Source organism: Nostoc sp. PA-18-2419 (genome assembly GCF_005869855.1).
GTDB lineage: Bacteria > Cyanobacteriota > Cyanobacteriia > Cyanobacteriales > Nostocaceae > Nostoc.
The window spans coordinates 1-24,457 of the sequence record NZ_SZNH01000049.1 but is presented as its reverse complement, the minus strand read 5'-3'; the positions used below and the strand labels follow the sequence as shown (position 1 = coordinate 24,457).

The window sequence follows — 24,457 nt, the reverse complement described above, 5'->3', positions numbered from 1 at the left end:
TTTGAGTTGATGAAATTATTAGTAAAGTAGAAAATCAGCCACTTTTGTAATAAGCAACAAATTTGTTTCACGAATGATTTAGGATTGCTAAAAATTCAAAATTTCTTACCAGCTATATATACTGGGAGTTAACAATGGTATTAATGTAAAAATCAAAATCAAGAATCTTGATGACATGATTAGGTACATCTATGAGCATCAACTTTGGACGTGAAATTTGTGGAAATCTTGATGCAGCAGAGTCGCGTGAATGGTTGGTAACCAATGGTCGCGGCAGCTATGCTTCAGGTACAGTAGCAGGTTTATCAACACGGGGTTATCACGGTTTGCTTGTGGCTGCACTCCAACCACCGTTGCAGCGAACCTTACTACTAGCAAAGCTAGATGAAACAGTAGAGTATGAAGGCAGCTCTTATCCACTGTTTGCCAATCGTTGGTCAAATGGCACAGTCGATCCTCAAGGTTACCGCCATATTGAAAGCTTTTATTTAGAAGGAACAATACCTGTATGGAACTTTGCTTGTGGAGGTGCATTATTAGAGAAACGCATCTGGATGGAGCCTGGAGCCGATACCACATATATTCATTACCACTTGCGACGGGCAAAGCGATCGCTTAAGTTATCAATCAAAGCATTTGTTAATTACCGCGATTATCACAGCAGAACCCATGCTCAAGAATCGCCTGCCAAGGATTGGCGAATGAATGTGACACAGATTGAGCATGGAGTCGGTGTCACAGTATTTCCGGGAGCGCAACCTTTGTACTTATTGACAGATAGCGGTAATGCTTCGCCCAATAACGAGTGGTACTACGGATTTGAACTCGCAGCCGAAAAGGAACGAGGACTCAACGATATAGACGATCTTGTTCACACAGCAACTTTCCAAGTCACACTGGAGCCTGGAACGTCCTTTACTTTTGTCGCTAGTACCCAGCAAAATCCTAATTTAAACGGTGCAGCAGGCTTATACTTACGTCACCAGTACGAGCAAAAGCTGATAGCAGACTGGCAAGCTAAACGGTTGCCACAAGCACCTCAAGTTCCCGATTGGGTCCAGCAACTCGTACTTGCTGCCGATCAGTTTATTGTTGAACGGCAAGGTGGAAAAACCATCATCGCCGGTTACCACTGGTTTACTGATTGGGGTCGCGACACCATGATTAGTCTACCCGGTCTGACACTTGCCACTAATCGTCCCCAAATTGCAGACTCTATTCTTCGCACCTTTGGCGAATATATCAATAAAGGAATGTTGCCCAATCGTTTTCCTGACGATAATCAGCCACCCACAGAAGATTACTACAATACCGTTGATGCAACACTGTGGTATTTTGAAGCGATTCGCCTTTACTACGCTACAACTGGGGATGACAAGCTATTAAAAGACTTATTTCCTAAACTCGCAGATATCATCGAATTTCACCGTCAAGGAACGCGCTACAATATTCGCCTCGATCCTAATGATGGGTTGCTTTATGCAGGGCAAACAGGGGTGCAGCTTACTTGGATGGATGCCAAAGTCGGAGATTGGGTAGTTACTCCTCGCATTGGCAAGCCTATAGAAGTGAATGCCCTATGGTATAACGCTTTGCGAACAATGTCCCAGTTCGCCCAAAAGTTAGGAAAACCTAACAAAGACTACGATGCAATGGCTTCTTCCACGCAAAAAGGTTTTAGTCGTTTCTGGAATGATGCCAAGGGATACTGTTTTGATGTTTTAGACGGTCCAAATGGTAACGAAGCTTCTTTGCGACCAAATCAAATCTTCGCCGTATCCTTGCCAGAAAGTCCGCTCACTCCCGAACAACAACAGCAAGTGGTAGAAGCGTGCGAGCGATCGCTTCTAACTTCTCACGGATTGCGTAGTCTTGCAACTGACGATCCGCAGTATATCGGTCATTACGGTGGAGATCAATTTCATCGTGACGGTGCCTATCACCAAGGAACTGTTTGGGAATGGTTAATTGGGCCGTTTGTCTTAGCTCATTTGCGTGTGTTCAACAATCCATCTCTTGCTCGCCAATTTCTAGAACCGATGCAGCATCACCTCCATACTGCCGGACTTGGAACTATCAGTGAAATATCAAATGGTGATGCACCAATGGAACCTAAAGGTTGTATTGCTCAAGCTTGGTCAGTTGGAGAAGTACTCCGCGCTTGGCTAGCTACAGAGAAATAATATTAGGTTTGTTTGAAAGTTAATAGCAGTCATTAGTTATTAACTATTGCAAATTAATCAAAGGTCACACAAGGAAACGAAAAATGACAAATATTCAAGACACAGCAGAAGGAAAAAGATTAGTAGAAGACAGCAACAAACAGAAGTATTGGAAGCGGTGGGGTTCTTATTTGAGCGAACGTCAGTGGGGAACAGTACGAGAAGATTACAGCGAAGGTGGTGCTGCCTGGGATTACTTTTCCCACGACCAAGCTCGTTCTCGTACCTATCGTTGGGGTGAAGATGGAATTGCAGGGATTAGCGACAATCACCAACGAATTTGTTTTGCGATCGCTCTGTGGAATGAAAAAGATCCGATTCTCAAAGAAAGGCTATTTGGTTTAACCAATAGCGAGGGCAATCACGGGGAAGATGTCAAAGAATATTATTTTTATCTTGACAACACTCCCACACATTCCTACATGAAATATCTTTACAAATATCCGCAACAAGCTTTCCCTTACAGCCAGTTAATTGAGGAAAACAGAAATCGAAAATCAACCAATCCTGGAGCTTTAGAATATGAACTAATAGATACAGGGGTTTTTGATGATAATCGTTACTTTGATGTTTTTGTAGAGTACGCTAAAAATTCTCCAGAAGATATTCACATCAAGATTAGTGTTACTAACCGAGGATCACAAACGGCTAAATTGCATCTTTTACCAACTATTTGGCTTCGTAATACTTGGTCTTGGGGGTATGATAATCAAACAAAAGAATTTAAATACCTGCAAGCTAACGAATTTGACTCGAACTTAGGCATCATAGAAGCTGTTGATACAGAAGAAAAATCAGGTCTAGGCAAAAGATGGCTTTATAGCGAAGCTGCTAACGAACTTCTGTTTACAGAAAACGAAACAAACAAGAAACGATTTGGCTGGGGCGATAATTTTGGGCCGGTTAAAGATGGCATAAATGACTATATTCTTTCTTTCGGAAATGAAAAAACAGTAAATTCTACTCAAAAAGGAACAAAAGCCGCAGTTCATTACGACTTGACAATTAATCCCGGAGAAACCAAAGTAGTTAGACTACGTTTGAGCGATACAAATTTAGATTCTCCCTTTGATAATAATTTTGAAACTGTATTTAAAACTCGGCAGCGCGAAGCCGATGAATTTTATCAAGCTGTTTGTCCTGATCCTATTTCCGAAGATATGCGGAATGTGCAAAGACAAAGCTTTGCTGGAATGTTGTGGAGCAAACAATATTATCACTATGTAGTTTACGATTGGCTCAATGGCGATCCTAATCCACCAAAGCCACCAGAAAACCGTAAAAGTGGCAGAAACCGTGAGTGGGATCATTTATTTAATGAAGATATTATATCCATGCCAGATGCATGGGAATATCCTTGGTTTGCTGCTTGGGATTTAGCTTTTCATACTGTTACCTTGGCATTAATCGATCCAGAATTTGCCAAAAAGCAATTGTATCTCTTTACGCGCGAATGGTATATGCACCCCAACGGTCAAATACCAGCTTATGAGTGGGCATTTGGTGATGTAAATCCACCTGTTCATGCTTGGGCTGCATGGCGTGTTTACAACATAGAAAAGCAAATGTATGGCAAGGCTGACACAAACTTTTTGGAAGAAATCTTTCAAAAGTTATCTCTTTATTTTACCTGGTGGGTCAATCGTAAGGACGCTGAAGGCAACAACCTTTTTCAAGGTGGATTTTTAGGATTAGACAATATTGGGGTTTTGGATAGAAGCAACATTCAAATTCCTAACGCAACCATAGAGCAGTCCGATGGTACTAGCTGGATGGGAATGTACTGTTTAAATTTGCTCAAAATAGCCACGGAACTTGCTAAAGGAGATTCCTCTACCAAGTATGAAGATATGGCTTCCAAATTCTTCCAACATTTCCTACTCATCGCTGATGCAATGAATAAAGTCGGTGGTGCAGATGTAGATATATGGGACGAACAAGACAAATTTTACTATGACATTCTCAAAGCTCCTAAAGGTGTAGTTCAAGGTGCAAACGATGATGGTGTATTGTTAATGAAAGTGCGGTCAATGGTTGGGTTAATTCCGCTTTTTGCTGTAGAAACAATTGAACAAGAGATTGTGGATAAATATTTATCTTCAGATTTCAAAGACCGGGTTTATTGGTTTGTTAACAATCGTCCCCAACTTACTAAACACAATAATATTTCTCTGAGAGCTGATGGCAAAGGAGTTTATTTGTCGTTGGTAAATGAAGACCGACTCCAATCAATTTTGAACCGTTTGCTGAATCAAGCAGAATTTTTGAGCGATTATGGTGTCCGAGCTTTGTCAAAATATCATAAGGATCATCCTTATACCTTACGGGCAAATGGACAGGAGTATCGGGTAGAATACGAACCAGCAGAATCAAAATATGGAATGTTTGGTGGCAATTCTAATTGGCGCGGCCCTATTTGGTTTCCTGTGAATTATCTTTTGATTGAATCTTTGTCGAAGTTTCATGATTTTTGGGGAGATAAAATCAAAGTTGACTGTCCTACTTCTTCAGGTGGAAACAAAAAGATGAATCTGCAAGAAGTGGCAAACGAATTAAGCCAAAGGCTGATCAAAATTTTCCTGAAAGACCCAACATCTGGTAAGCGACCTGTTTATGGTAGCTCAGAAAAGTTTCAAAACGACCCACATTGGCGTGATTTGATTTTGTTCTATGAATACTTTCATGGCGATATTGGTGCAGGTATTGGTGCTAGCCATCAAACAGGTTGGACGGGTTTAGTAGCTGAATTGATTCAACAATCAGCCAAAAACCTTACATAAAGTTCTGAGAGGATGTTTGAAAAGTATCCTATGAACACTAAAAGCATTAGAACGTAACTCCTTTGCCCCCCTTCTCTACCAGGGAATGGGGGTTTTAAAGCCTCTCTTCCAGCAGAAGAGAGGCTTTAAGTATATATTTTGACTTTTCAAACATCCTTTAAATATTAGGAACTTTTTTCTAAAAAATATCCTACTATTTATAGTCAACGGTCAATAGTCAACAGTCATCAGTTATCAGTTAGCAACTTCAAACGTAATAATTTATTTGATGAATTTTCCTTAGATGAATCTACCGCCAACTTTTGCTGTTGGATTGTTTGCTAAATTTGCCTTTGGGAAAAAGTCGCTGTTCTAATTCTTCATAACTGCCTTCAAAATCACAATGACCGTAAAGCGGACATTTTTGACAATAAATTCCTTTGGTATAACGTTCTAAATTTTCCCGATTAAAAAAATACGGCTTATGACTAAAAGTGCTGGCGACCCACTGCCAGGACATATTATTACTAGCAGGATCGCCATCTAAAAGGTGTTCGAGAAACCATTTAGCTCCTGCTTGCCAACGAATGCGCCGCCAATGAACAATGTAAGCAGCTATCCACATCCGTGCGTGGTTATGTAAATAGCCAGTTTCTCGTAAATCATGGCTGAAGCTGTCAATACAAACTCTACCTGTAGTTGCTAGTTTGATATCTTGTGGCAATTCGGGTGCATATTCAGCCACAGTGTAACCAGTTTTATATTCTTCTTGGTCTTTCCAGATTCCATCCCCTAACTTTACATATAATCGCTGCCAATAATCGCGCCAGCCCAACTCATTGATTAATTTAATCGCATCGTTTTGCTGCTGTACCCGGTCAAGGACAAAATCTCGAATTTCTCGCAAACTCAAAACGCCATAACGGATGTAAGGCGAAAGTCGGGTGACTGCACCTGCATAGAAATTACGTGTTTGGGCGTAGCGTATTGGGTCAATTTTTTGCAGCGCTTTTTGTGCTGCTTTGCGTCCTCCCACAGTTTCGCTGATGTGGTCATCCCGTTCGGTTGCATTTGGGAATTGTTCGCGGAGGTAAGCTACCAACTCATCGCGGTTGGTAAATTCGCGTTGCATATCTTTAGACATGTGAACTTTGAAGGGTGGGAATGGACGAACAAAAATACTAGTAGGCTAAATTATTATTATGGCGGATCGATACGAGTAATTGTTCTCAACCAAATGAGAGAACTTTTTTCATAGTTAAAGATAAATGAGTGCGTAAACATAGTTTAACCAGGGATTGCTGATTGCCCTAATTTTTACTGGTGACGTAAATATTCAAATAAGGCTAGACTCTCAAGATAAACCGTGTTGCAAAAAACACTATGACTCTCTGCATAAATCCTAAATGCCCAAGACCACAAAATTCTCAAAACATATTATTTTGTCAAGCATGTGGCTCAGAATTGCTCTTGGAAGGACGGTATCGAGTTACTCATCAGTTAGGGACTGGTGGTTTTGCCAAGACATTTGAAGTCAACCACGGTAACACCCTCAAAGTCTTAAAAGTTCTCATGCTGGATGATACCAAGGCAGTATCGCTGTTTCAGCAAGAGGCACAAGTCTTAAGCCATCTGAATCATCCAGGAATTCCAAAAGGAGATGGATACTTTGCATTCTCTCCCAAAAATAGCCAAGTGCCACTGCATTGCTTGGTAATGGAAAAAATCGAGGGGTTGGATTTGTACCAATATATGGAACAACGAGGTAATCGCCCCATAGATGAAAAGTTAGCACTTTTATGGCTAACCCAGTTAACAAATATTTTGCATGAAGTGCATCAACAAAACTTTTTTCATCGAGATATCAAGCCACCAAATATTATGCTTAAAGCAGATGGACATCTGGCTTTGATAGACTTTGGTACAGCAAGAGAAGTTACATCAACCTATCATCAAAAAGCAGCAGGGCAGAATATAACAGGTATTATTTCACCAGGCTATACACCACTAGAACAAGCCAATGGTAAAGCCATACCACAATCAGACTTCTTCGCCCTTGGTCGCACATTTGTTTATTTACTTACTGGCAAATCTCCAGATCAATTTTCTGAAGACCCGCGAACTGGTAAGTTAATGTGGCGAGACAGTGCCTTACAAACATCTAAGCAGGTAGCTGGTTTAATAGATTACCTGATGGAAGCATTTCCTGGCAAGCGTCCTCAAAATGCCCAAATGATTTTGAGGTGTCTATCAGAAATTAATTCAACTGCACAGTTATATTCACCTTTTTCTTCAGCATCACAATTACCACCTACAGAAATAGAAAAGCCTAAACAAGGTAGGCAACTTCAAACGTCAGCAACTACTGAAATTCAATCTTCAAAAACTGAAACCAATATATTCTCTAGTAAGACAGTCCAATTTACAGGTGGAGTAATTGCTTTCGCTATAGTTTTTTTAATTAAATTCGGTACTAGGGAAATTTATAAGTTATTTGATTCTCATCCAAGTCAGCCAGTTGTGACTTCAACACCAACTGAGTTACAAGCAAGTAATTCTGAGCAAGCAAATACTGATTCAACGAGTCAACAACCTTCTATTTCCAAGGAAGATATACCTTCAGGGGTTCCATCCGGTTGGAAAAAGTTTGAGGGCAGCAGTGGCGCAGAATTGTGGTTGCCTCCAAGCTGGGAAGGTGGAGATTATAAGAAGTTATATGAATTCATGAAGATTTCAGGCAGTCACAATCCAGAAATTGAGGAGTTTGTTCAACAATTACAACAAAATCCCTCAGCTTTTTTAATTTTTTCTTTCGACTCGATCAGGGGTAACTCAGGCTTCCTAACCAATGTAATTGTCTCAAAAGAACAAGTAACTTCTACAATTAATTTAGAAACTTATTTACAAGAGGAGAGTAAGCACTTTCCTGCTCAGATTCGTATAGTGGATATAAAAACCGGGTCGGTTGAAGGTTATCAAGTAGGACGGATAATTACAGAAACATCACTAGGTATAAGCGGAAAACAAATATATTATGTCATTAAAGATAGGAATACTATTTGGAATGTAATTTTTTCTACTGGGGCAGATGAATTTGAACAACGATTACCAATCTTTGAAGCAAGTATTGATACCTTCTTAGTTAAGTAGTAGCTTGTAAGTAAAAAATTGCTTCTAATTGTTTGGGTTTTGCTATTGTTTAACCAAAACTAATACTATTGGTCATTAGTGGTTAGGATCGCTTAAATCTATGTACAATTCTAAAGCTATTGTAATCTCTTACAACCCCACCATGAGTACCATTCCCCAAATCGGACAACCAGCACCAGATTTATCCACACCTGACGAAAATGACAATCCAGTAACTCTCTCTAACTTCAAAGGTCAGTGGATTGTGCTTTATTTCTACCCCAAAGATGATACTCCTGGCTGTACCACCGAAGCAAAAGATTTCACCGAGTTGTATCAAGACTTCAGCGCACTCGAAGCCAAAATCTTAGGTGTGAGTCCAGATTTGAGTAAATCCCATTGTAAATTTATCAGCAAACATAATTTGTCGATTACCCTCTTAAGCGACCCTGAACATATTTTGACAGAAGCGTATGGTGCTTGGCGCTTAAAGAAGTTTATGGGTAAAGAATATATGGGTGTGGTTCGCTCAACTTTTTTAATTTCACCTGATAGAATTATTGCCTATACTTGGCCGAATGTAAAAACCAAAGGTCATGCTCAAGCAGTTTTAACTAAACTACGAGAATTAGCGGGCACATAGAGCGTTATTAGCCATTTGTTCAAAGTTCAATTGTAAATACAAATAATTAAAGTTAATTATCTTTGTTCTTCCTATCTAGGTTAATACTGGAACAGTGTCATAATAGCTATACTGAATCTTTTAAATGAATTATGGTTCAATTTATCCAAGCACAAAATATCGGGCTTGCTTATTTGGAGGAAAGATTTAGTCTACAGCTAGCTGAAGATGAGGCATTTTTTACAGAATCGTTTGAAAATTTACCAGAAATTACAGATTTAGAAAAGCAAGATTTAGAGAAAGTAAAACTTCATTTTCTCCGTTTAGTCAAGTATCCTCCTTTGTCAGAGGAAACAGTTAAACTAGTAGTTTTATCTCCTTTACTCAACTTAGCTGGATTTTATGATGAGCCTTTTTATATAAGAGGCGAACAATCAATAGAAATTTCTGCGGAGGATGAAGGAGAAATTATTAGAGGTTGAATTGATATTTTAGTTATTCAGGAACAATTCTGGTTATTAGTAATTGAATCGAAAAGGTCTAGTTTTTCTCTTTTAGAAGCCGTATCTCAAGCACTTGTTTATATGCTGGCTAATCCTAGTGAAGATAAACCTACTTTTGGATTGGTAACAAATGGTAGTAATTTTATCTTTCTGAAACTTATTAAACAAAATATACCAAAGTATGCCTTGTCTGATGAATTTACCCTGTTGAAGAGAAAAAATGAATTGTATCAAGTTCTAAGTGTATTAAAAAATTTAAGTCAAATTTTGAGTTAATTTATGTCTATTCGTCCTATCTACCTCGATTGTCACGCTACTACACCTGTAGATGAACGGGTAGTAGCAGCGATGCTCCCTTATTTTACAGAACATTTTGGCAACCCAGCCAGTATCAGTCATCTTTACGGTTGGGAAGCGGAAGCTGCTGTCAAACAAACGCGAGAAATCTTAGCAGCAGCAATTAATGCCACTCCGCAAGAAATTGTTTTTACCAGTGGTGCAACAGAAGCGAATAATTTAGCTATTAAAGGTGTTGCTGAAGCTTATTTTCAAAAAGGTCAGCATATTATTACTGTTGCGACTGAGCATAGTGCAGTTCTTGACCCTTGCAATTATTTAAAAAATCTCGGTTTTGAAATTACTATTCTCCCAATTCAAAAAGATGGATTAATTGATTTAATTGAGTTAAAAAAAGCTTTCCGTCCAGAGACAATTTTAGTATCGGTAATGGCTGCAAATAACGAAATTGGTGTGTTGCAACCATTAGCAGAAATTGGGGAAATGTGCCACCAGCGCCAAATCATTTTTCACACCGACGCCGCTCAAGCTATTGGTAAAATTCCCTTGGATGTACAAGCGATGAAAATTGATTTGATGTCGCTTACCGCACATAAAGTATATGGGCCTAAGGGTATCGGGGCGCTATATGTTCGCAGGCGCAATCCTAGAGTACAACTGGCTCCACAGCAGCACGGTGGCGGACATGAGCGGGGAATGCGTTCTGGTACATTGTATACACCGCAAATTGTTGGCTTTGGCAAAGCTATAGAAATTGGTTTGGCAGAACAAGCTACAGAAACCCAACGCCTCACTCAACTCAGACAAAATTTGTGGGAACCACTTTCGAAACTTTCAGGAATTCATTTCAACGGACATCCACAAGCGCGATTGGCGGGAAACTTAAATATCAGCGTAGAGGGAGTGGATGGAGCCGCACTTTTGCTAGGATTGCAGCCAGTGATGGCTGTTTCTTCTGGTTCTGCTTGCTCCTCAGCAACCACCGCACCCTCACATGTTCTCACAGCACTGGGACATTCCCAAAAGCTTGCTTATGCATCAATACGGTTTGGTATTGGCAGGTTTAATACACAACAGGAAATTGATATTGTGGCGAAACATGCGATCGCCACCATTCAAGGTTTGCGTAATTCGGCTTTTGTGAGCGTGGGCAGTTAGGAGACGCGATTAATCGCGTCTGTACAAGAGTTAAGAGTGAGGAGTTATTCTCCTTGTCTCCCCAATCCCTTTTATGGATTCTCGTGGATGAAAGTCTCAATTTCATCTAGTTCCTGCTGATTGAGGCGAAATTCTCCAGCACCGATGATTCCTTCCACCTGCTTGGGATTGCGTCCGCCAACGATCGCCGCCGTTAGTGCTGGGTTGTTTAAAGTCCAAGCGATCGCCACTTCACCAGGCGAACGACCGTGTTTTTCACCAATGTGTTGCAACACTTCTACTAGTTTTAGATTACGAGATAGGCGTGGCTCCTGAAATTCCTTATTATTCTTGCGCCAATCATCATCTGGAAAATCGGCAACCCGCTCTGGTGTCATCTTTCCTGTGAGCAAGCCAGATTGCATCGGTGAATAAACAATCACACCAATGTTGTTTTCCTTGCAGAAAGGTAAAATCTCGTTTTCAACATCAGGTTTGACTAGTGAATAAGGTGGTTGCAATGAAGTAACTGGCGCAATCTTCTGGGCACGTTGCAACTGTTGGACATTGAAGTTGGAAACCCCGATATAACGAACCTTACCTTCATCCTTTAGCTTGGCCAGAGTTGTCCACCCTTCTTCAACTTCTGAATCTGGGTTCGGCCAGTGAATTTGGTAAAGGTCAATACTTTCAATATTCAGCCGCCGCAAACTAGCTTCTACCTCCTGGCGCAGAGAATCTGCCTTGAGGCTGTTACCAATTTTGCCCTTTTCATCCCAGATCATTGAGCATTTAGTGAAAATATAGGGGCGATCTGATCGACCTTTGAGCGCCTTGGCAACAACCTCCTCCGAATGTCCCAAACCATAGACTGCTGCGGTGTCAATCCAATTTATACCAAGGTCGAGAGCGTGATTGATGGCTGCGATCGATTCCTGGTCGTCCTGCTCTCCCCAACCAAAAGTCCATCCACCTCCACCGATTGCCCAAGCACCAAAGCCAATTGGGGTAATGTGAAGCTCCGAATTCCCAAGCTGTTTGGTTTGCATATCTACTTTGCTCCAAGAATTTTTGAGTCATTTAGTAGTGTACGCTGCCAATACTGTCTCAACCGCTATCTCAGGTGTGAATGACTACTGGTTTAAGCTCATCCCACCCTTAAAAGAGGATGAGATTTCACATTGACGGTTAACACTCCTCAGTTAACAATCAACACTCGTAAATACCATAGGTGTGGCATTACCAATTCCTAAGTCTTGTATTAATGACATACTACATATACACTAGAGTGGCTCGAAAATAGTAGCAGTTGGCAGTTAAATACAGAAAATAATATGTCAGAAGAATTAAAGGGCAAAATTGCACTGATTACAGGTGCAAATAAGGGTATTGGGTATGAAATTGCACGTCAACTAGGTTCTAAAGGTGCCACTGTTGTTATTGGTGCTAGAGATATCGCACGTGGTGAAGAAGCGGCGAATAAGCTTCGTATAAATGACATTGATGCTAAAGCAATTCAATTAGATGTAGTAGACCAAAAAACAATCGACTCTACAGCCCAACAAATCGAGAGCGAATTCGGTAAACTTGATATCCTGATTAATAACGCTGGGATAATAAGCGATGGCGATCGCCTTCCACCCAGTCAAGTTGATATTCAAACACTGCGACACACTTATGAAACTAATGTCTTCGGAGTATTTGCAGTTACAAAAGCTTTGTTACCACTGTTGAAGAAATCAACAGGAGGGCGAATAGTAAATATCTCAAGTGGTTTAGGTTCTCTAACTCAAAACTCCGACCCCAATTTTGAGTTTGCAGACTATAAACTTCTTGCTTATAATTCATCAAAGACAGCAGTAAACGCGCTTACAGTTCTGCTTGCTGCTGAACTAAAAGATACCCCGATAAAAGTCAATGCTGCTGACCCTGGTTACACAGCAACCGACATCAATCAACACCAAGGTCGCCGCACTGTTGAGCAGGGAGCCAAGGCAGCAGTCAGACTTGCTACTCTCCCTGATGATGGTTCTAGCGGAGGGTTTTTTGACGAGAATGGCGTGCTTCCCTGGTAAAGGGATTGGGTACTGGGTACTAAGAAAGTGTTCTTTGAAGATTTATTTCTTAATTCCCAGTCCCCAGTCCCACTCAATAAGGATTTGAATCAATCCGTCCTCTTTTAACACTCCTGAGATAGTATCCTGAGGTTGGTCTGTTTCTCAAGTTGAATGTATCGCCGCGAGGAACTCTCCAAATCTTATAGTTGGAAAACGTCAAAGGCGATCGCGGTTCGCATACTTCTGGCATATGATCGCCTAGTACAAAGTACGCCGCACCCCTACCGATAACTTTCACCAGACCGTATTTATCTACAACAACTGATGTACTTTCACTGACTGCTATACCTAAAACACTGCTAGATACACCGTCTTTAATTTGACGAGCAATAAAAGTCATAATTCGACCCATTCTTTCCCGCCTGTCGAAGTGTGTATCTACGATAGTTCCCTTCAAATAACTCCAGTTAAAAAAGTTGTAAGTAAAAGTAATGTCTCGGTAAGGGTCTTCGAGTGCATCTCTAGTTTCAATGCCTTTTTCGGAAGAAGCACAAGCATCGTAAACACACTCACTTTGGATCATCGCACCCGCACTGGTGCCACCAATACCGCCTCCCTTCAAGTAAACTGACTTAACAGCAGTTTCCAGCTTCGTGTCTTTCCAACTGCGAATATATTGACATTGATCGCCGCCAGCAAAGAAAATCACATCAGCATTTCTGACTTTTTCAACAATCTCAGCTTTGTTTGCTTCTTGGCGATTGCTAATAACTAGAGTTTCTACTGAGTTTACGCCTTTCATCGCAGAAATTAGGCGATTGTAATCGTGATTACCAGAAGTCCGGATAACAACAACATTAAGTTTGGTGGCGGAGTTAGTACCTCCCCTAACTTCGTTAATCATCCACTGGATAGCGTCGTCCACATCAGGCCCTCCTCCACCCAAGCTAAGAACCGGGCCAGATAAGGAAGAAGAACGGACATCAAAAGAGGGGGAGGGGCTGACATCAAGACTGTCGCCTAAGAAATAGCGTTTCCAGTTCGCGATAAAACGGGTTATAAGGAAAATTCCCATGTTAAATAATTTGATTGCTCTACTTTTCAAGCGCCTTGATACGTTTGGGAATGCCTTTGTCATACTAAACTTCTGATGCAAACTCCAATTATTGCTAAGCTCTTACGTATTTGAATTGCTCATTTCCTCGTGAATATTGTCCTTAGTTATTTGTCCTCTGTTACAAAGTGATGCTCCTGTCTTGAAAAGTTCAGAGACGCTCGCGGACTCGCTACCGCTGTGCTAACGGCGGAAGCCGCCGCTCCGACTTTTCGCTGCGTCGCTAACGCTGTGCTAACTGATAAGCCGATGCAGAGTCGGCGCACCCTGTAGAAAGCCGCACAAGCGTTTACAGACTTTGCGCTTTGACCTTTATAAAGACAAATGACCAATGACAAATGACAAAGGACTGTTTAAAGCAATTTAGACGCCCATCATCTTAACTTTGGCATCATAAAGCTTGAAATTCCAGCGTACAGAACTTGTACTGTTTTTTAATGCTAAATAACCGAAAGTGCTCGTTGATTATCTGCATTATTCTGCAATAATCTCTAGATTACTTGTAGCTTTTTATTTAGATTGTCGTTTAATTTAGGCAAAGCCACCAGTATTTCCCTAATAACCTTTTGTCGTTGATATTACTATGTATAGGGAGACTGGTAGCTATTCTTTTTCTATGCCTGTGTCTTAATTCGCGTAGAATTATTTGCGAACCTACTCTTTTTATCCAAAGTCCAAAAACATAACCAGTATACTTGATTACCAGATAATTTGCGATCGCTCTTGTACAACTTGCTGATAAACTTCTTCGGTTTGCTTGGCTAATTTCGGCCAGCTAAAGCGTCGTTCTAAATCTTCATAAGCATTATCTACCAACCATTGCCGATATCCTGGATTTTTTAACACCTCCAAAATTCCCCAAGCTAAGGAATCGGCATTATTTACCCAAGTCACAATACCCGTTTTGGTATGTTGCACGACTTCTGGAAAACCACCTGTATCAGATACAACTACAGGTACACGAGAAGCAAAGCTTTCTAAAGCCACAATTCCAAAGGGTTCGTAAAGGCTAGGAAATACGGCACAGTCAGCAACAGTTTGAAATTTATCTAAGTAATCATCGGAGAGAAAACCAGTAAAATAGCAATTGTGCCAAATTCCTAAATCCCAAGATTGGCGTTTGAGATGGTCGGTATTGCCACCACCAACGATCACAAATTTTACTTTACCAGCCATTTGCCAAAGTATTCTGGGTGCAGCATTCAACAATGTAGGTACACCCTTTTCATAAGTCATGCGACCAAGGTAGTAAACGATTTTCTCATCGTCGTCGGCAAATTTGCGGCGAAAATCCAGAGCATGAAAATCTTCATGGTGTCGTTTCTTTTCGGCTCGGATACCGTTATAAATGATATCAATTTTGTTCCAAGGACTATGTAGCGCTCGTTCTACTTCCCGCCGCATATAGTCGCTACAAACGATAATCCGCCAAGCGTTGTAACCCAATAAGGTTTCTTTACCATTAATATAACGTTGTATATCAGTGTGAATACCGTTATGACGTCCGTATTCTGTAGCGTGAATTGTAGCAATTAGTGGTATTTTAAAATTATGCTTAAGAGCGATCGCGGCGTCTCCGACTAACCAGTCATGGGCATGAATTAAATCAAACGGGCCTTCCTCTAAGATTAACTTACCACCATGATGTCCCATGCTTTCGTTAAAATTGACCACCCAGTGGAAAAAGTCATTACTATATCCCACTGGCACCCGATGTATGTTTACTCCCTCCACCACTTCATACAGCGATGCCTGACCAAACTCCACTGTAATCAAATGGACTTCATGCCCTAACTTTACTAGTTCTGGGTACAACTCAGCTACATGACGCGCAATTCCTCCAACTATTCTGGGTGGAAACTCCCAACTCAGTACCAGTATTTTCATCTGCTAGATTTCCTGAGACTTGACAAATATCTAAAAAACTAGATCTATCTAAAAATACAAGTCTGCCAATTTTATTAAGTGGATTTACTCGTCTTTTTAGATTTTTAACAGTTATTTTGTTAAAGCTTATCAAAGGATATGAACTGTGGGCTAGAGATTGATGAGGGGATGGCGAGATGGAGTACGTTCAAAAATGTAGGCGATTTTAACTTTGTCAGGTAGCCAGATATCAAGTTTGTTATAGTTCCTAATTCTCAATTGGTGAATTTACCAATTTGACTGACTAGCTGAATTTGATATTAGAAACACTTAACAGGGGAACAGCAAACAGCACTAACTTGATCGCGTCCCTGTTGTTTTGCTGTATAAAGTGCTTTGTCTGCTGCATTAATCAAGTCTTGGGGCGATATTTCGCAATTAGGTACAGTACTAACAACGCCCAGACTGATAGTTACACGGTCAGACACGCTAGACTGGGCATGGGGAATCGCTAAGTCGCGTACTGCTTGTAAAATCGCTTGAGCTAAATGAATTGCGCCTTTAGTCTCTGTATTTGGCAAAATTATCGAAAATTCTTCTCCACCATAACGAGCTACTAAATCAGCTGGGCGCTTAACAGTACTTAAGAGGGCATTGGCAATTTTTTGCAAACAATCATCTCCTGCTAAATGGCCATAGGTGTCATTATAGGGTTTAAAAAAATCGACATCGAATAAAATTAACGACAGCGGCATTTTCTCTCGTTTGAGTCGATGCCACTCACTCTCAAGATATTCATTAAATCGGCGACGATTGGCTATTTGAGTCAAGCCATCTAAGGTAGCCAGTCTTTGTAGTTCTTCATTGGCATCTTGTAGCTGCTGATAAAGTACCGATTGATGGATAGCAATTGCTACTTGAGAAGCCAATTGCTGCAACAAATTAACTTCAAATGGCTGCCAATGACGAGGTATTGCACACTGGTAAGTTATAACTAAACCCCACAGATGCTGGCCATTCAAAATAGGCACTACCATTGCAGCCTTTACCTGATAAAGTTGCAATAACTCAAAATTAGCTGAAAAATCACACTGCTGAATATTATGCAAAATTGTGGGTAATCCCTGGTTATAATCGCTAAAATCTCCTTTAATGCAAAATGCCAGAATTGCCTGTTTTAGTTTTTCTGGATAGCCATCAGCCAAAGATTCTGCTGCAAAATAACCACCGCCGTCAGCTGTTAATTGGTAAATAGCCACGCAATCTGAACGCAAACACTGGCGAATACTATTTACCGTTGTATTCAAAACTTCTTCCAAATTCAACGATTGCCGAATCTGTTGAGTGACTTGAGTAATTAGCCTCTCCCCTGTTGCCTGTTGTCGCAGCACTGCTTCAGCATGTTTGCGAGTGCTAATGTCCTCTATTGAGCCAAGAATCTGCGTTGGAGTACCGCTAGCATCTCTAGCAAATACGACTTCTCGTGTATTCAACCAACGCCACTCGCCATCTTTGTGTCGGAATCGGTATTCTGTGGAAAGAACTTCATTGTCCCTGAGGTTGGTGAAGCGACTTGGTAAGTCATAGCAGAGGTGTTGATCATCTGGATGAAAGCAATTCATTAACCACTGCGGATCTGCTTGAGAAATTTCCTCTGAAGAATAGCCTAAAACTGTCAAACTTTGCTGGTTAAGATAAATGCTTGTTCCTTGTAACAGATCAAATAAATATAAAATATGCGGTACGCTATTAGCAACCTTTTGTAAAAAGTCTTGACTTGAGCGCAATGCCTCTTCAGCTTTGTGGCGTTCGCGCAGGGCGGCTTGCCATTGACTAATATCTCGTCCTTCAGAAATGATTAGTGTTACATGCCCTGTTTGATCGAGTATAGGACGTAAAGAAAAATCAATAGCCATGGCTTGACAATCTCGACCCCAAATGTCGACTTCATAGCGAATAAATTCACCATTGGCAGCAGCAGCGATCGCAGTTCTTAATTGCAGTTGTGTTTCTGGTGAAATCGTCCACCATTTTGCTTCCCAAAATAATTTTCCGACAACTTCTTCTCGCGTAATTTGAGCAAAGTCTAGTGCTGTTTGGTTGACTTCTAAAACAATTCCACTCGGCTCAAGTAATCCGATAAACTGAATGGTTTGATTGAAGATCGCACGGAATTTTTGCTCGCTTTCACTTAAAGCTTCTTGTGCTTGTTTGCTGTCAGTAATATCTCTTCCCACCGATTGCAATTCTACAAGATTACCTTGATTATCAAATATACCTCGCGTAATCCACTGCGCCCAACGCACCTTTTGGCAAGCGATAACCCGATTTTCAGATGTGATAACAGGATTTTCTAAGCTGATGGAATTTACCAGATTAACTACACGTTCTCGGTCTTCCTGAAACACAATAGGTTTGTAGTGGTAGCCGATAAGCTGTTCGCGCTTAAGTCCAAAAAATCGACAGAAAGCTTCATTAACAAACGTAACAGTGCCATCGGGTAAGCTTCGAGCAATCAGTTCCGTTTGGTCTTCATGAATGGCACGATAACGAGTTTCGCTTTCTTTTATTCCTGCTTTCACGTGTTTGCATTCGCTGATATCAAACACTAAACACTGAAGCAGTTAAGTTTGTCTATCCACACAAAGAATGATATTAGCTTGGTTTTGTACCTAAATTGTTGTACTGTGGCGCTTAATCAGCCGACACTCAATGGTCAATAGTTTTTCGGTGGGGCAATAGCTGATAATAGTTGCAGTTGCAGCAGAATACTCCTTTTGCGCCAGAAGATTACCGTTTAAGAAGCATTTTAAAAATTATACCAGTAATTTTACATACCAAGGAAGTAAAAACAAAATCTGCCAGCAGCAAGCCAAATTTGTACAGTTTAACCTGCTGTTGGCATTTGAGATGTAGCTGCAAGCAGCCAATCATCTTTGAAGGTTAAGCACAATTAAATTAGCTTTGATCCAAGCGCAATACTGCCATAAAGGCTTCTTGGGGTACATCTACTGTACCCACAGATTTCATTCGTTTTTTACCTTTTGCCTGCTTTTGTAAAAGTTTCTTCTTGCGGCTGATGTCACCACCGTAGCACTTGGCTAACACATCTTTCCGCAAAGCTGGGATGTGTTCGCTAGCAATCACTTTACTGCCAATAGAGGCTTGAATTGGCACTTTAAATTGATGGCGAGGAATTAATTCTTTGAGTTTTTCTGCCATTGACCGTCCAACGTTGTAAGCTTTATCTCGATGGACAATCATCGCTAAAGAATCCACAGGATCACCGTTAATTAAAATATCCAGCTTCACTAGCGGATTTTCTCGGTAGCCGATGAGATGATATTCCATGCTGGCATAACCGCGCGATCGCGATTTCATTTGGTCAAAAAAGTCAGTGACAACTTCCGCCAAGGGTAACTCATACGTAAGTGTGGTTCGTCCTTGAGTAAGATATTTCATATCTTTGAAAACGCCACGTCTGTTTTGTGATAACTCCATTAAAGTCCCGACGTAGGTTTCTGGGGTAATCATTTCTACCTGAACGTAGGGTTCTTCAATTTTTTCGCGATCATTGGGAGCAGGCAAGTGGCTGGGATTATCAATGTAGAGTTCCTCACCTTTGTTACTTGTCACCCGGTAAACTACTGAAGGTGCTGTAATAATTAAATCAAGGTCATATTCTCTTTCCAAACGTTCTTGGACAATTTCCATGTGCAGTAAGCCCAAGAAGCCGCAACGGAAACCAAATCCCATTGCGCTAGAAGTTTCTGGTTCGTAGTGCAGCGCTGCATCGTTAAGTCTGAGTTTTTCTAAAGCTTCCCGCAAGTCTTCAAATTGGTCAGCATCAATGGGAAACATGCCACAAAAGACCATTGGGTTTGCTTCTGCGTAACCTGGTAAGGGTACCTCTGCTTTGGCCTTACTTAAGGTAATTGTGTCTCCTACTCGTGCATCAGCTACAGCTTTAATTGCCGCTGCCAAATAGCCTACTTCCCCAGCGTGCAGTTCTTCAACTTGCTTTTGGGTAGGAGAAAGAACGCCTAACTCGTCAATTTCAAATTCTTTACCGGATGCCATTAGATGGATGCGATCGCCTTTTTTTAATGTGCCATCCATCACCCGGAAATATACAATTACTCCCCGATAGCTGTCGTAATAGCTATCAAAAATTAACGCTCGTAAACGTTCATTTATTGTATTTACTGGTGGTGGTATCCGCTCAACAACTGCTTCTAAAATCTCATCAATCCCAATTCCTTCTTTAGCAGAGGCGAGGATTGCACCACTGCAATCTAGACCAATAATTTCTTCAATTTCGCCAATTACTCGTTCTGGTTCAGCCCCCGGCAAATCAATTTTATTCAAAACCGGGATAATTTCCAGGTTATTTTCTAACGCCAAATATACATTTGCCAAAGTTTGCGCCTCCACTCCTTGGGACGCATCTACTACCAATAGCGCTCCTTCACAAGCAACAAGAGAACGCGACACCTCATAAGAGAAATCCACATGCCCTGGAGTATCAATTAAGTTCAGAACATATTGCTGACCATCTTTGGCTGTGTAATTCATCCGGGCAGCTTGCAGCTTAATGGTAATGCCGCGCTCCCGTTCTAGATCCATGTTGTCGAGAAACTGTTCCTTCATCTGCCGCTCGTCAACAGTACCAGTGGCTTGTAGCAAGCGATCAGCGAGGGTTGATTTCCCGTGGTCGATGTGAGCAATAATACAAAAATTGCGAATGCGAACTGCGGGAACGTCAGTCATATACTATCTTTGCCTTAGCAGCAACCAAAGTTAAAAAAGCAATTTACTTAATGTATTTTAATGCTTTCTTCGCCAATTAGTGGGGACTGGGGACAAGGGACTGAGGACTGGGAATTAAGAAATAAATCTTCAAACAACACTTTCTCACTACCCAATCCCAAATCCCTAGCCTTCTCTTCACCCCATCTTTAACTTGGCATATAAATAGGTGGACTTTTAAGAATATTATGAAAGTCTATTTGTCGGTGCTAGTATTCATCAGCTGGAAGCGTACAATAAGTGTAAAGTAAGTACATGTAGGGATCGTGGGCAATTGCCACCCGTAATTGTCCGGAGTCACTGGTTCATCGGCAAAACTTCTACAAAGCTCTTGTCTAGTCAGTTATATGATAAATGCGACTTAAAATTTAAAGCTGTTATTTTGGTGCTATTTCAGGGAACTATGTAACTATACCCTTGAAGATTCTTCGGTGAATTAGCCCAAATTATGAATATAACTACTTTACAAAGCTTTAAACTAAACCAATTCAGAGTATATAAACCTATGAATATGCAACACAGAGCTACCGATGCGGGAAAAACACGAGCCGATAAGGTAGAAATTGCTATCCGCCTAGACTCCGAGTTATTAGAGCAAATTCAGCACCTCACTAACGACCCAAGCAAAGTGATTGAGGTGGCAATTCGCCAGTGGTTGCGCGGTGAAATACTAAGAGATGATGAACTGACGCGCACACCTGTGCGTACTCCGGTTCCGGCTCGGGGTGAGTGGAACGATTGACGAGCAATTAACTGTAATCTTCAGTTAAAAAAAGTAAAGTTTACCAACTTGAATCTCAGAACACTAAGAAATACTCACTAAAATATAAAAGCTGTAAAAATTTATGCCAAAATCTGAACAGCTTTGGTAAAATCACGGTCGGATACTCTTTGTCTATCCAACTCAATTAATGACTATTACTGCCAAATCCCAATTGCCGAATATATTTTCTCAAAATCTAGAATCTATTACCAGTAACAGTGATGGCTCATTACCAACTCTAGGAGCCGAGTTGGTCTATACGCAAGATGGGGCAGGGCGCTATCTGACCTTTTGTTGGCAGCACAGCGAACTCCTGGGGTTAAAGACCGAAAAGATAGTTGATCAACTCAACCAGACTCAAATCTTTACTCCGGTGGATAAGGTTGCTTATTTGGAACGATTGCACAGAATTTTGACAAGTCTGATACCAGAAAGGTTTCAATGCTGGTTTAGCTATCACCAGGAATTATTTGAGTTGGACTTAGTCATCAGTCCAATTATGCCAAGTTTGGGAACAGCTGCTACTACAGTCTTAGTCATGGGACGGTTACTGCAAGCGACAATCAACAAAAAACAAGTAGGTGTGACAATAAAAACAGCTACGCAAATAGAGTTGGTTTTACGTTCGCAGCAACACCAAAAACTGGTAAATCGGATTACTAGGAATATTCGGCGGACATTGGATTTGGATATTATTTGGCAGCAAACGGTTGACAGTTTGGGGAAAGCACTGGGATTAGAACGCTGTATTATTTGTCAGCCTTGTAGTTCAAAAGTAGAGGTGAAAGCTGAGTATCACCAGCCGGAACTTAGCTCAATGATTGGCTCACAAATAGATATTGCTTCTGAACCTGCTTTTGCTCAGGCCTTGGCAACCTTAGAGCCAGTTGTCATGGACGTGTCAGGATACAGTGAATCTGGGCGGTATAAAACTTTAGTAGTTGCAACTTGTTATCAAGATCAAGCCAATGGATTGGTTGTTTTAAGTTGGCAAGATCAATGCTATACACTAACAGAATCGGAATTAGAATTAGCAAAAGAAGCAGCAGATCAATTGGGAACAGCGATCGCTCATGCTACCTTATATAAAGAATTAGAAGCCGCGCGTCAAAAAGCTGAAGATGCCTCCCGCCTCAAGAGCGAGTTTCTCGCCAATGTGTCCCATGAAATTCGTACCCCCCTCAATGGGATGATTGGCTTTTTAAAGCTGATTTTGGAAGGCATGGCAGATGATACTCAAGAAAAAAATCAGTTTTTAGAAGAAGCTCATCAGTTATCAATACACCTGCTGCATATCATCAATGATATTTTGGACATTGCTAAAATAGAAGCTGGGAAAATGGAACTAGCTTACGCTCCAGTTAAGCTAGGTGAGCTATTCACAGATGTGGAAAATTTCATGCGTCCTCAAGCGGAGATGAAAAACCTCAGCTTCCAAATGCAAATGCCTGCTACCTCTGATGAAATCATTGTCCAAAGTAACTACCAACGCTTGCTACAAGTAATGCTGAATTTGGTAAACAATGCGATCAAATTTACTCATGAAGGCGGCATTACCGTCAGCGCCGATTTAGTACTCAAAAAAGCCAAGACACAATTTCAAGGACAGCAATTTCCGGGTATGGTGAAAGTGCGTGTAGCAGATACAGGCATTGGTGTTTCTTTAGATAAACAAGATAAACTGTTTCAATTATTCTCTCAAGTCGATGGCTCGCGCACTCGCCAGTACGGCGGTACAGGTTTAGGACTGGCAATTTCCCAGAAGCTAGTAGAAGCAATGGGTGGTGAAGTACATTTCTATAGTTTGGGTGAAGGACTTGGTTCTACAGTCACATTTACCGTGCCACTATATCAACAACCAGTGATAGTTTCGTCTAATGATGGCGGTTCAACAAAAAGTTCCTAGGGCTGAATGTTAAGTTAAGGATGGGCATCCCTAACTGAGTAGGTCTAAAACTATGGAACTAACAATTGACAACGTTGAAACAGTCTTAGATGAAATGCGCCCTTATCTCATATCTGATGGTGGCAATGTGGAACTTGTAGAACTCGATGGTCCTGTTGTCAAACTGCGTTTGCAAGGTGCCTGTGGTTCTTGCCCAAGCTCGACAATGACTTTGAGGATGGGTATTGAGCGCCGCCTACGGGAAATGATTCCTGAAATTGCAGAAGTTGAACAAGTGGTGTAAAAGTTAGGAGTTATGAGTTATGAGTTATGACTATTAAATTAACTTTCAACTCATAACTCCTAACTCTTGACTATTGTTATGTCTCATCCCCTCTACGTCGCTTTTATCTGGCATCAACATCAACCACTGTACAAATCACCTGGTAGTGGCGTTTCGCTGCCTTCTAGCCAGCAGTACCGCTTACCTTGGGTGCGTTTACATGGCACTAAAGATTATTTGGATTTAGTATTAATGTTAGAACGGTATCCTAAGTTACACCAAACGGTGAATTTAGTACCATCGCTGATTTTGCAACTGGAAGATTATATTGCTGGCACTGCTTTTGACCCTTACCTTACAGCTAGTTTGACGCCAGATGACCAACTTAACCAGCAACAGCGAGAATTTATTATTGAACACTTTTTTGATGCCAATCACCATACGCTGATCGATCCACATCCCCGGTATGCCGAGTTGTACCAGCAAAGGCAGGAAGAAGGCCCAAGTTGGTGTTTGGCAAATTGGCAGTTGTCAGATTATGGTGATTTGCTTGCTTGGCACAATCTAGCTTGGATCGACCCGTTATTTTGGGATGACCCGGAAATTGCTAATTGGTTAAAGCAGGGTCGGAATTTTACTTTAAGCGATCGCCAACGCATTTATTCGAAACAGCGAGAAATCCTCAGTCGCATTATCCCCCAACATCGGAAAATGCAGGAGGCAGGACAGTTAGAAGTTACTACCACGCCCTATACTCACCCGATTTTACCTTTGCTAGCCGATACCAACTCTGGTAGGGTAGCTGTGCCAAAAATGACACTACCTAAGCAGCGATTCCAGTGGGCAGAAGATATCCCGCGTCACTTGAAGAAAGCTTGGGACTTGTATAAAGACCGCTTTGGACAGATACCTCGTGGTTTATGGCCTTCGGTATGGCCTTCGGAACAGTCAGTAAGCCCCCAAATCCTTCCTGATATTATTCACCAGGGATTTAAGTGGATATGCTCAGAC

Annotated in this window: 15 protein-coding genes and 2 pseudogenes; 11 read left to right on the top strand and 6 right to left on the bottom strand. The window is 41.2% G+C overall.

Annotated elements, in window-relative coordinates:
• Positions 1-191: 191 nt before the first annotated feature.
• Positions 192-2,183, top strand: coding sequence for an amylo-alpha-1,6-glucosidase (locus FCR06_RS28930; RefSeq protein ID WP_138505948.1), 1,992 nt, complete (start codon positions 192-194; stop codon positions 2,181-2,183).
• An 83-nt stretch (positions 2,184-2,266) separates the two neighbouring features.
• On the top strand, positions 2,267-5,002 hold the full coding sequence (locus FCR06_RS28925) for an MGH1-like glycoside hydrolase domain-containing protein (RefSeq protein WP_138505946.1): 2,736 nt from the start codon (positions 2,267-2,269) through the stop codon (positions 5,000-5,002).
• A 289-nt stretch (positions 5,003-5,291) separates the two neighbouring features.
• Here the strand turns inward: FCR06_RS28925 and FCR06_RS28920 are convergent, their stop codons facing one another.
• Positions 5,292-6,125, bottom strand: a complete 834-nt coding sequence (locus tag FCR06_RS28920) for an FAD-binding domain-containing protein (RefSeq protein WP_138505944.1) — start codon at positions 6,123-6,125, stop codon at positions 5,292-5,294.
• A gap of 239 nt (positions 6,126-6,364) precedes the next feature.
• On the opposite strand from FCR06_RS28920, the gene FCR06_RS28915 reads away from it, so the two are divergent.
• The 4 genes and pseudogenes from FCR06_RS28915 to FCR06_RS28900 all read left to right on the top strand — a co-directional run bounded on the left by FCR06_RS28915 (position 6,365) and on the right by FCR06_RS28900 (position 10,690).
• Positions 6,365-8,131 (top strand): serine/threonine-protein kinase, encoded by a 1,767-nt coding sequence (locus tag FCR06_RS28915; protein ID WP_138505942.1) that lies wholly within the window; start codon positions 6,365-6,367, stop codon positions 8,129-8,131.
• Between the two features lie 142 nt (positions 8,132-8,273).
• On the top strand, positions 8,274-8,753 hold the full coding sequence (gene bcp, locus FCR06_RS28910) for a thioredoxin-dependent thiol peroxidase (protein WP_138505968.1): 480 nt from the start codon (positions 8,274-8,276) through the stop codon (positions 8,751-8,753).
• Between the two features lie 131 nt (positions 8,754-8,884).
• Positions 8,885-9,511: pseudogene (locus tag FCR06_RS28905) on the top strand (restriction endonuclease subunit R).
• A 3-nt stretch (positions 9,512-9,514) separates the two neighbouring features.
• The gene (locus FCR06_RS28900; RefSeq protein ID WP_138505940.1) at positions 9,515-10,690 is read left to right on the top strand and encodes a cysteine desulfurase family protein; all 1,176 of its coding nucleotides are present in this window, start codon (positions 9,515-9,517) and stop codon (positions 10,688-10,690) included.
• A 71-nt stretch (positions 10,691-10,761) separates the two neighbouring features.
• On the opposite strand, the gene FCR06_RS28895 is transcribed toward FCR06_RS28900, so the two are convergent.
• Positions 10,762-11,718 (bottom strand): aldo/keto reductase, encoded by a 957-nt coding sequence (locus tag FCR06_RS28895; protein ID WP_138505937.1) that lies wholly within the window; start codon positions 11,716-11,718, stop codon positions 10,762-10,764.
• A 285-nt stretch (positions 11,719-12,003) separates the two neighbouring features.
• Between FCR06_RS28895 and FCR06_RS28890 the strand changes: the two genes are divergently transcribed.
• A complete protein-coding gene (locus tag FCR06_RS28890) occupies positions 12,004-12,744 on the top strand; it encodes an SDR family oxidoreductase (RefSeq protein WP_138505935.1) in 741 nt (246 codons plus the stop codon).
• 73 nt (positions 12,745-12,817) lie between these two features.
• Here the strand turns inward: FCR06_RS28890 and FCR06_RS28885 are convergent, their stop codons facing one another.
• The 4 genes from FCR06_RS28885 to lepA all read right to left on the bottom strand — a co-directional run bounded on the left by FCR06_RS28885 (position 12,818) and on the right by lepA (position 20,476).
• Positions 12,818-13,864, bottom strand: coding sequence for a cyanophycinase (locus tag FCR06_RS28885; protein WP_138505934.1), 1,047 nt, complete (start codon positions 13,862-13,864; stop codon positions 12,818-12,820).
• A gap of 675 nt (positions 13,865-14,539) precedes the next feature.
• The gene (locus FCR06_RS28880; RefSeq protein ID WP_138505932.1) at positions 14,540-15,727 is read right to left on the bottom strand and encodes a glycosyltransferase family 4 protein; all 1,188 of its coding nucleotides are present in this window, start codon (positions 15,725-15,727) and stop codon (positions 14,540-14,542) included.
• A gap of 299 nt (positions 15,728-16,026) precedes the next feature.
• On the bottom strand, positions 16,027-18,288 hold the full coding sequence (locus FCR06_RS28875) for a diguanylate cyclase domain-containing protein (RefSeq protein WP_138505930.1): 2,262 nt from the start codon (positions 18,286-18,288) through the stop codon (positions 16,027-16,029).
• A gap of 376 nt (positions 18,289-18,664) precedes the next feature.
• Positions 18,665-20,476: a translation elongation factor 4 gene (gene lepA, locus FCR06_RS28870; protein ID WP_138505929.1), complete on the bottom strand. Its 1,812-nt coding sequence runs from the start codon at positions 20,474-20,476 to the stop codon at positions 18,665-18,667.
• 544 nt (positions 20,477-21,020) lie between these two features.
• Here lepA and FCR06_RS28865 point away from each other — a divergent pair.
• From FCR06_RS28865 to FCR06_RS28850, 4 genes and pseudogenes are all read left to right on the top strand, one after another.
• Positions 21,021-21,257 carry a hypothetical protein gene (locus FCR06_RS28865; protein WP_138505927.1) on the top strand — a complete coding sequence of 79 codons (237 nt, stop codon included), beginning with the start codon at positions 21,021-21,023 and terminating at the stop codon, positions 21,255-21,257.
• Positions 21,258-21,426: 169 nt separating this feature from the next.
• Positions 21,427-23,184 (top strand): ATP-binding protein, encoded by a 1,758-nt coding sequence (locus FCR06_RS28860; RefSeq protein ID WP_138505925.1) that lies wholly within the window; start codon positions 21,427-21,429, stop codon positions 23,182-23,184.
• Positions 23,185-23,236: 52 nt separating this feature from the next.
• Positions 23,237-23,467 (top strand): NifU family protein, encoded by a 231-nt coding sequence (locus FCR06_RS28855; RefSeq protein WP_017742395.1) that lies wholly within the window; start codon positions 23,237-23,239, stop codon positions 23,465-23,467.
• A gap of 78 nt (positions 23,468-23,545) precedes the next feature.
• Positions 23,546-24,457: pseudogene (locus FCR06_RS28850) on the top strand (glycoside hydrolase); the annotation flags it as partial.

Excerpts from the sequence above, each read along its gene's own strand:
- FCR06_RS28915 (WP_138505942.1), top strand. The coding sequence starts at position 6,365 with ATGACTCTCTGCATAAATCCTAAATGCCCAAGACCACAAAATTCTCAA.
- FCR06_RS28860 (WP_138505925.1), top strand. The coding sequence starts at position 21,427 with ATGACTATTACTGCCAAATCCCAATTGCCGAATATATTTTCTCAAAAT.
- FCR06_RS28880 (WP_138505932.1), bottom strand. The coding sequence starts at position 15,727 with ATGAAAATACTGGTACTGAGTTGGGAGTTTCCACCCAGAATAGTTGGA.
- bcp (WP_138505968.1), top strand. The coding sequence starts at position 8,274 with ATGAGTACCATTCCCCAAATCGGACAACCAGCACCAGATTTATCCACA.
- FCR06_RS28900 (WP_138505940.1), top strand. The coding sequence starts at position 9,515 with ATGTCTATTCGTCCTATCTACCTCGATTGTCACGCTACTACACCTGTA.
- lepA (WP_138505929.1), bottom strand. The coding sequence starts at position 20,476 with ATGACTGACGTTCCCGCAGTTCGCATTCGCAATTTTTGTATTATTGCT.
- FCR06_RS28855 (WP_017742395.1), top strand. The coding sequence starts at position 23,237 with ATGGAACTAACAATTGACAACGTTGAAACAGTCTTAGATGAAATGCGC.
- FCR06_RS28865 (WP_138505927.1), top strand. The coding sequence starts at position 21,021 with ATGAATATGCAACACAGAGCTACCGATGCGGGAAAAACACGAGCCGAT.
- FCR06_RS28885 (WP_138505934.1), bottom strand. The coding sequence starts at position 13,864 with ATGACAAAGGCATTCCCAAACGTATCAAGGCGCTTGAAAAGTAGAGCA.
- FCR06_RS28895 (WP_138505937.1), bottom strand. The coding sequence starts at position 11,718 with ATGCAAACCAAACAGCTTGGGAATTCGGAGCTTCACATTACCCCAATT.
- FCR06_RS28925 (WP_138505946.1), top strand. The coding sequence starts at position 2,267 with ATGACAAATATTCAAGACACAGCAGAAGGAAAAAGATTAGTAGAAGAC.
- FCR06_RS28890 (WP_138505935.1), top strand. The coding sequence starts at position 12,004 with ATGTCAGAAGAATTAAAGGGCAAAATTGCACTGATTACAGGTGCAAAT.
- FCR06_RS28920 (WP_138505944.1), bottom strand. The coding sequence starts at position 6,125 with ATGTCTAAAGATATGCAACGCGAATTTACCAACCGCGATGAGTTGGTA.
- FCR06_RS28930 (WP_138505948.1), top strand. The coding sequence starts at position 192 with ATGAGCATCAACTTTGGACGTGAAATTTGTGGAAATCTTGATGCAGCA.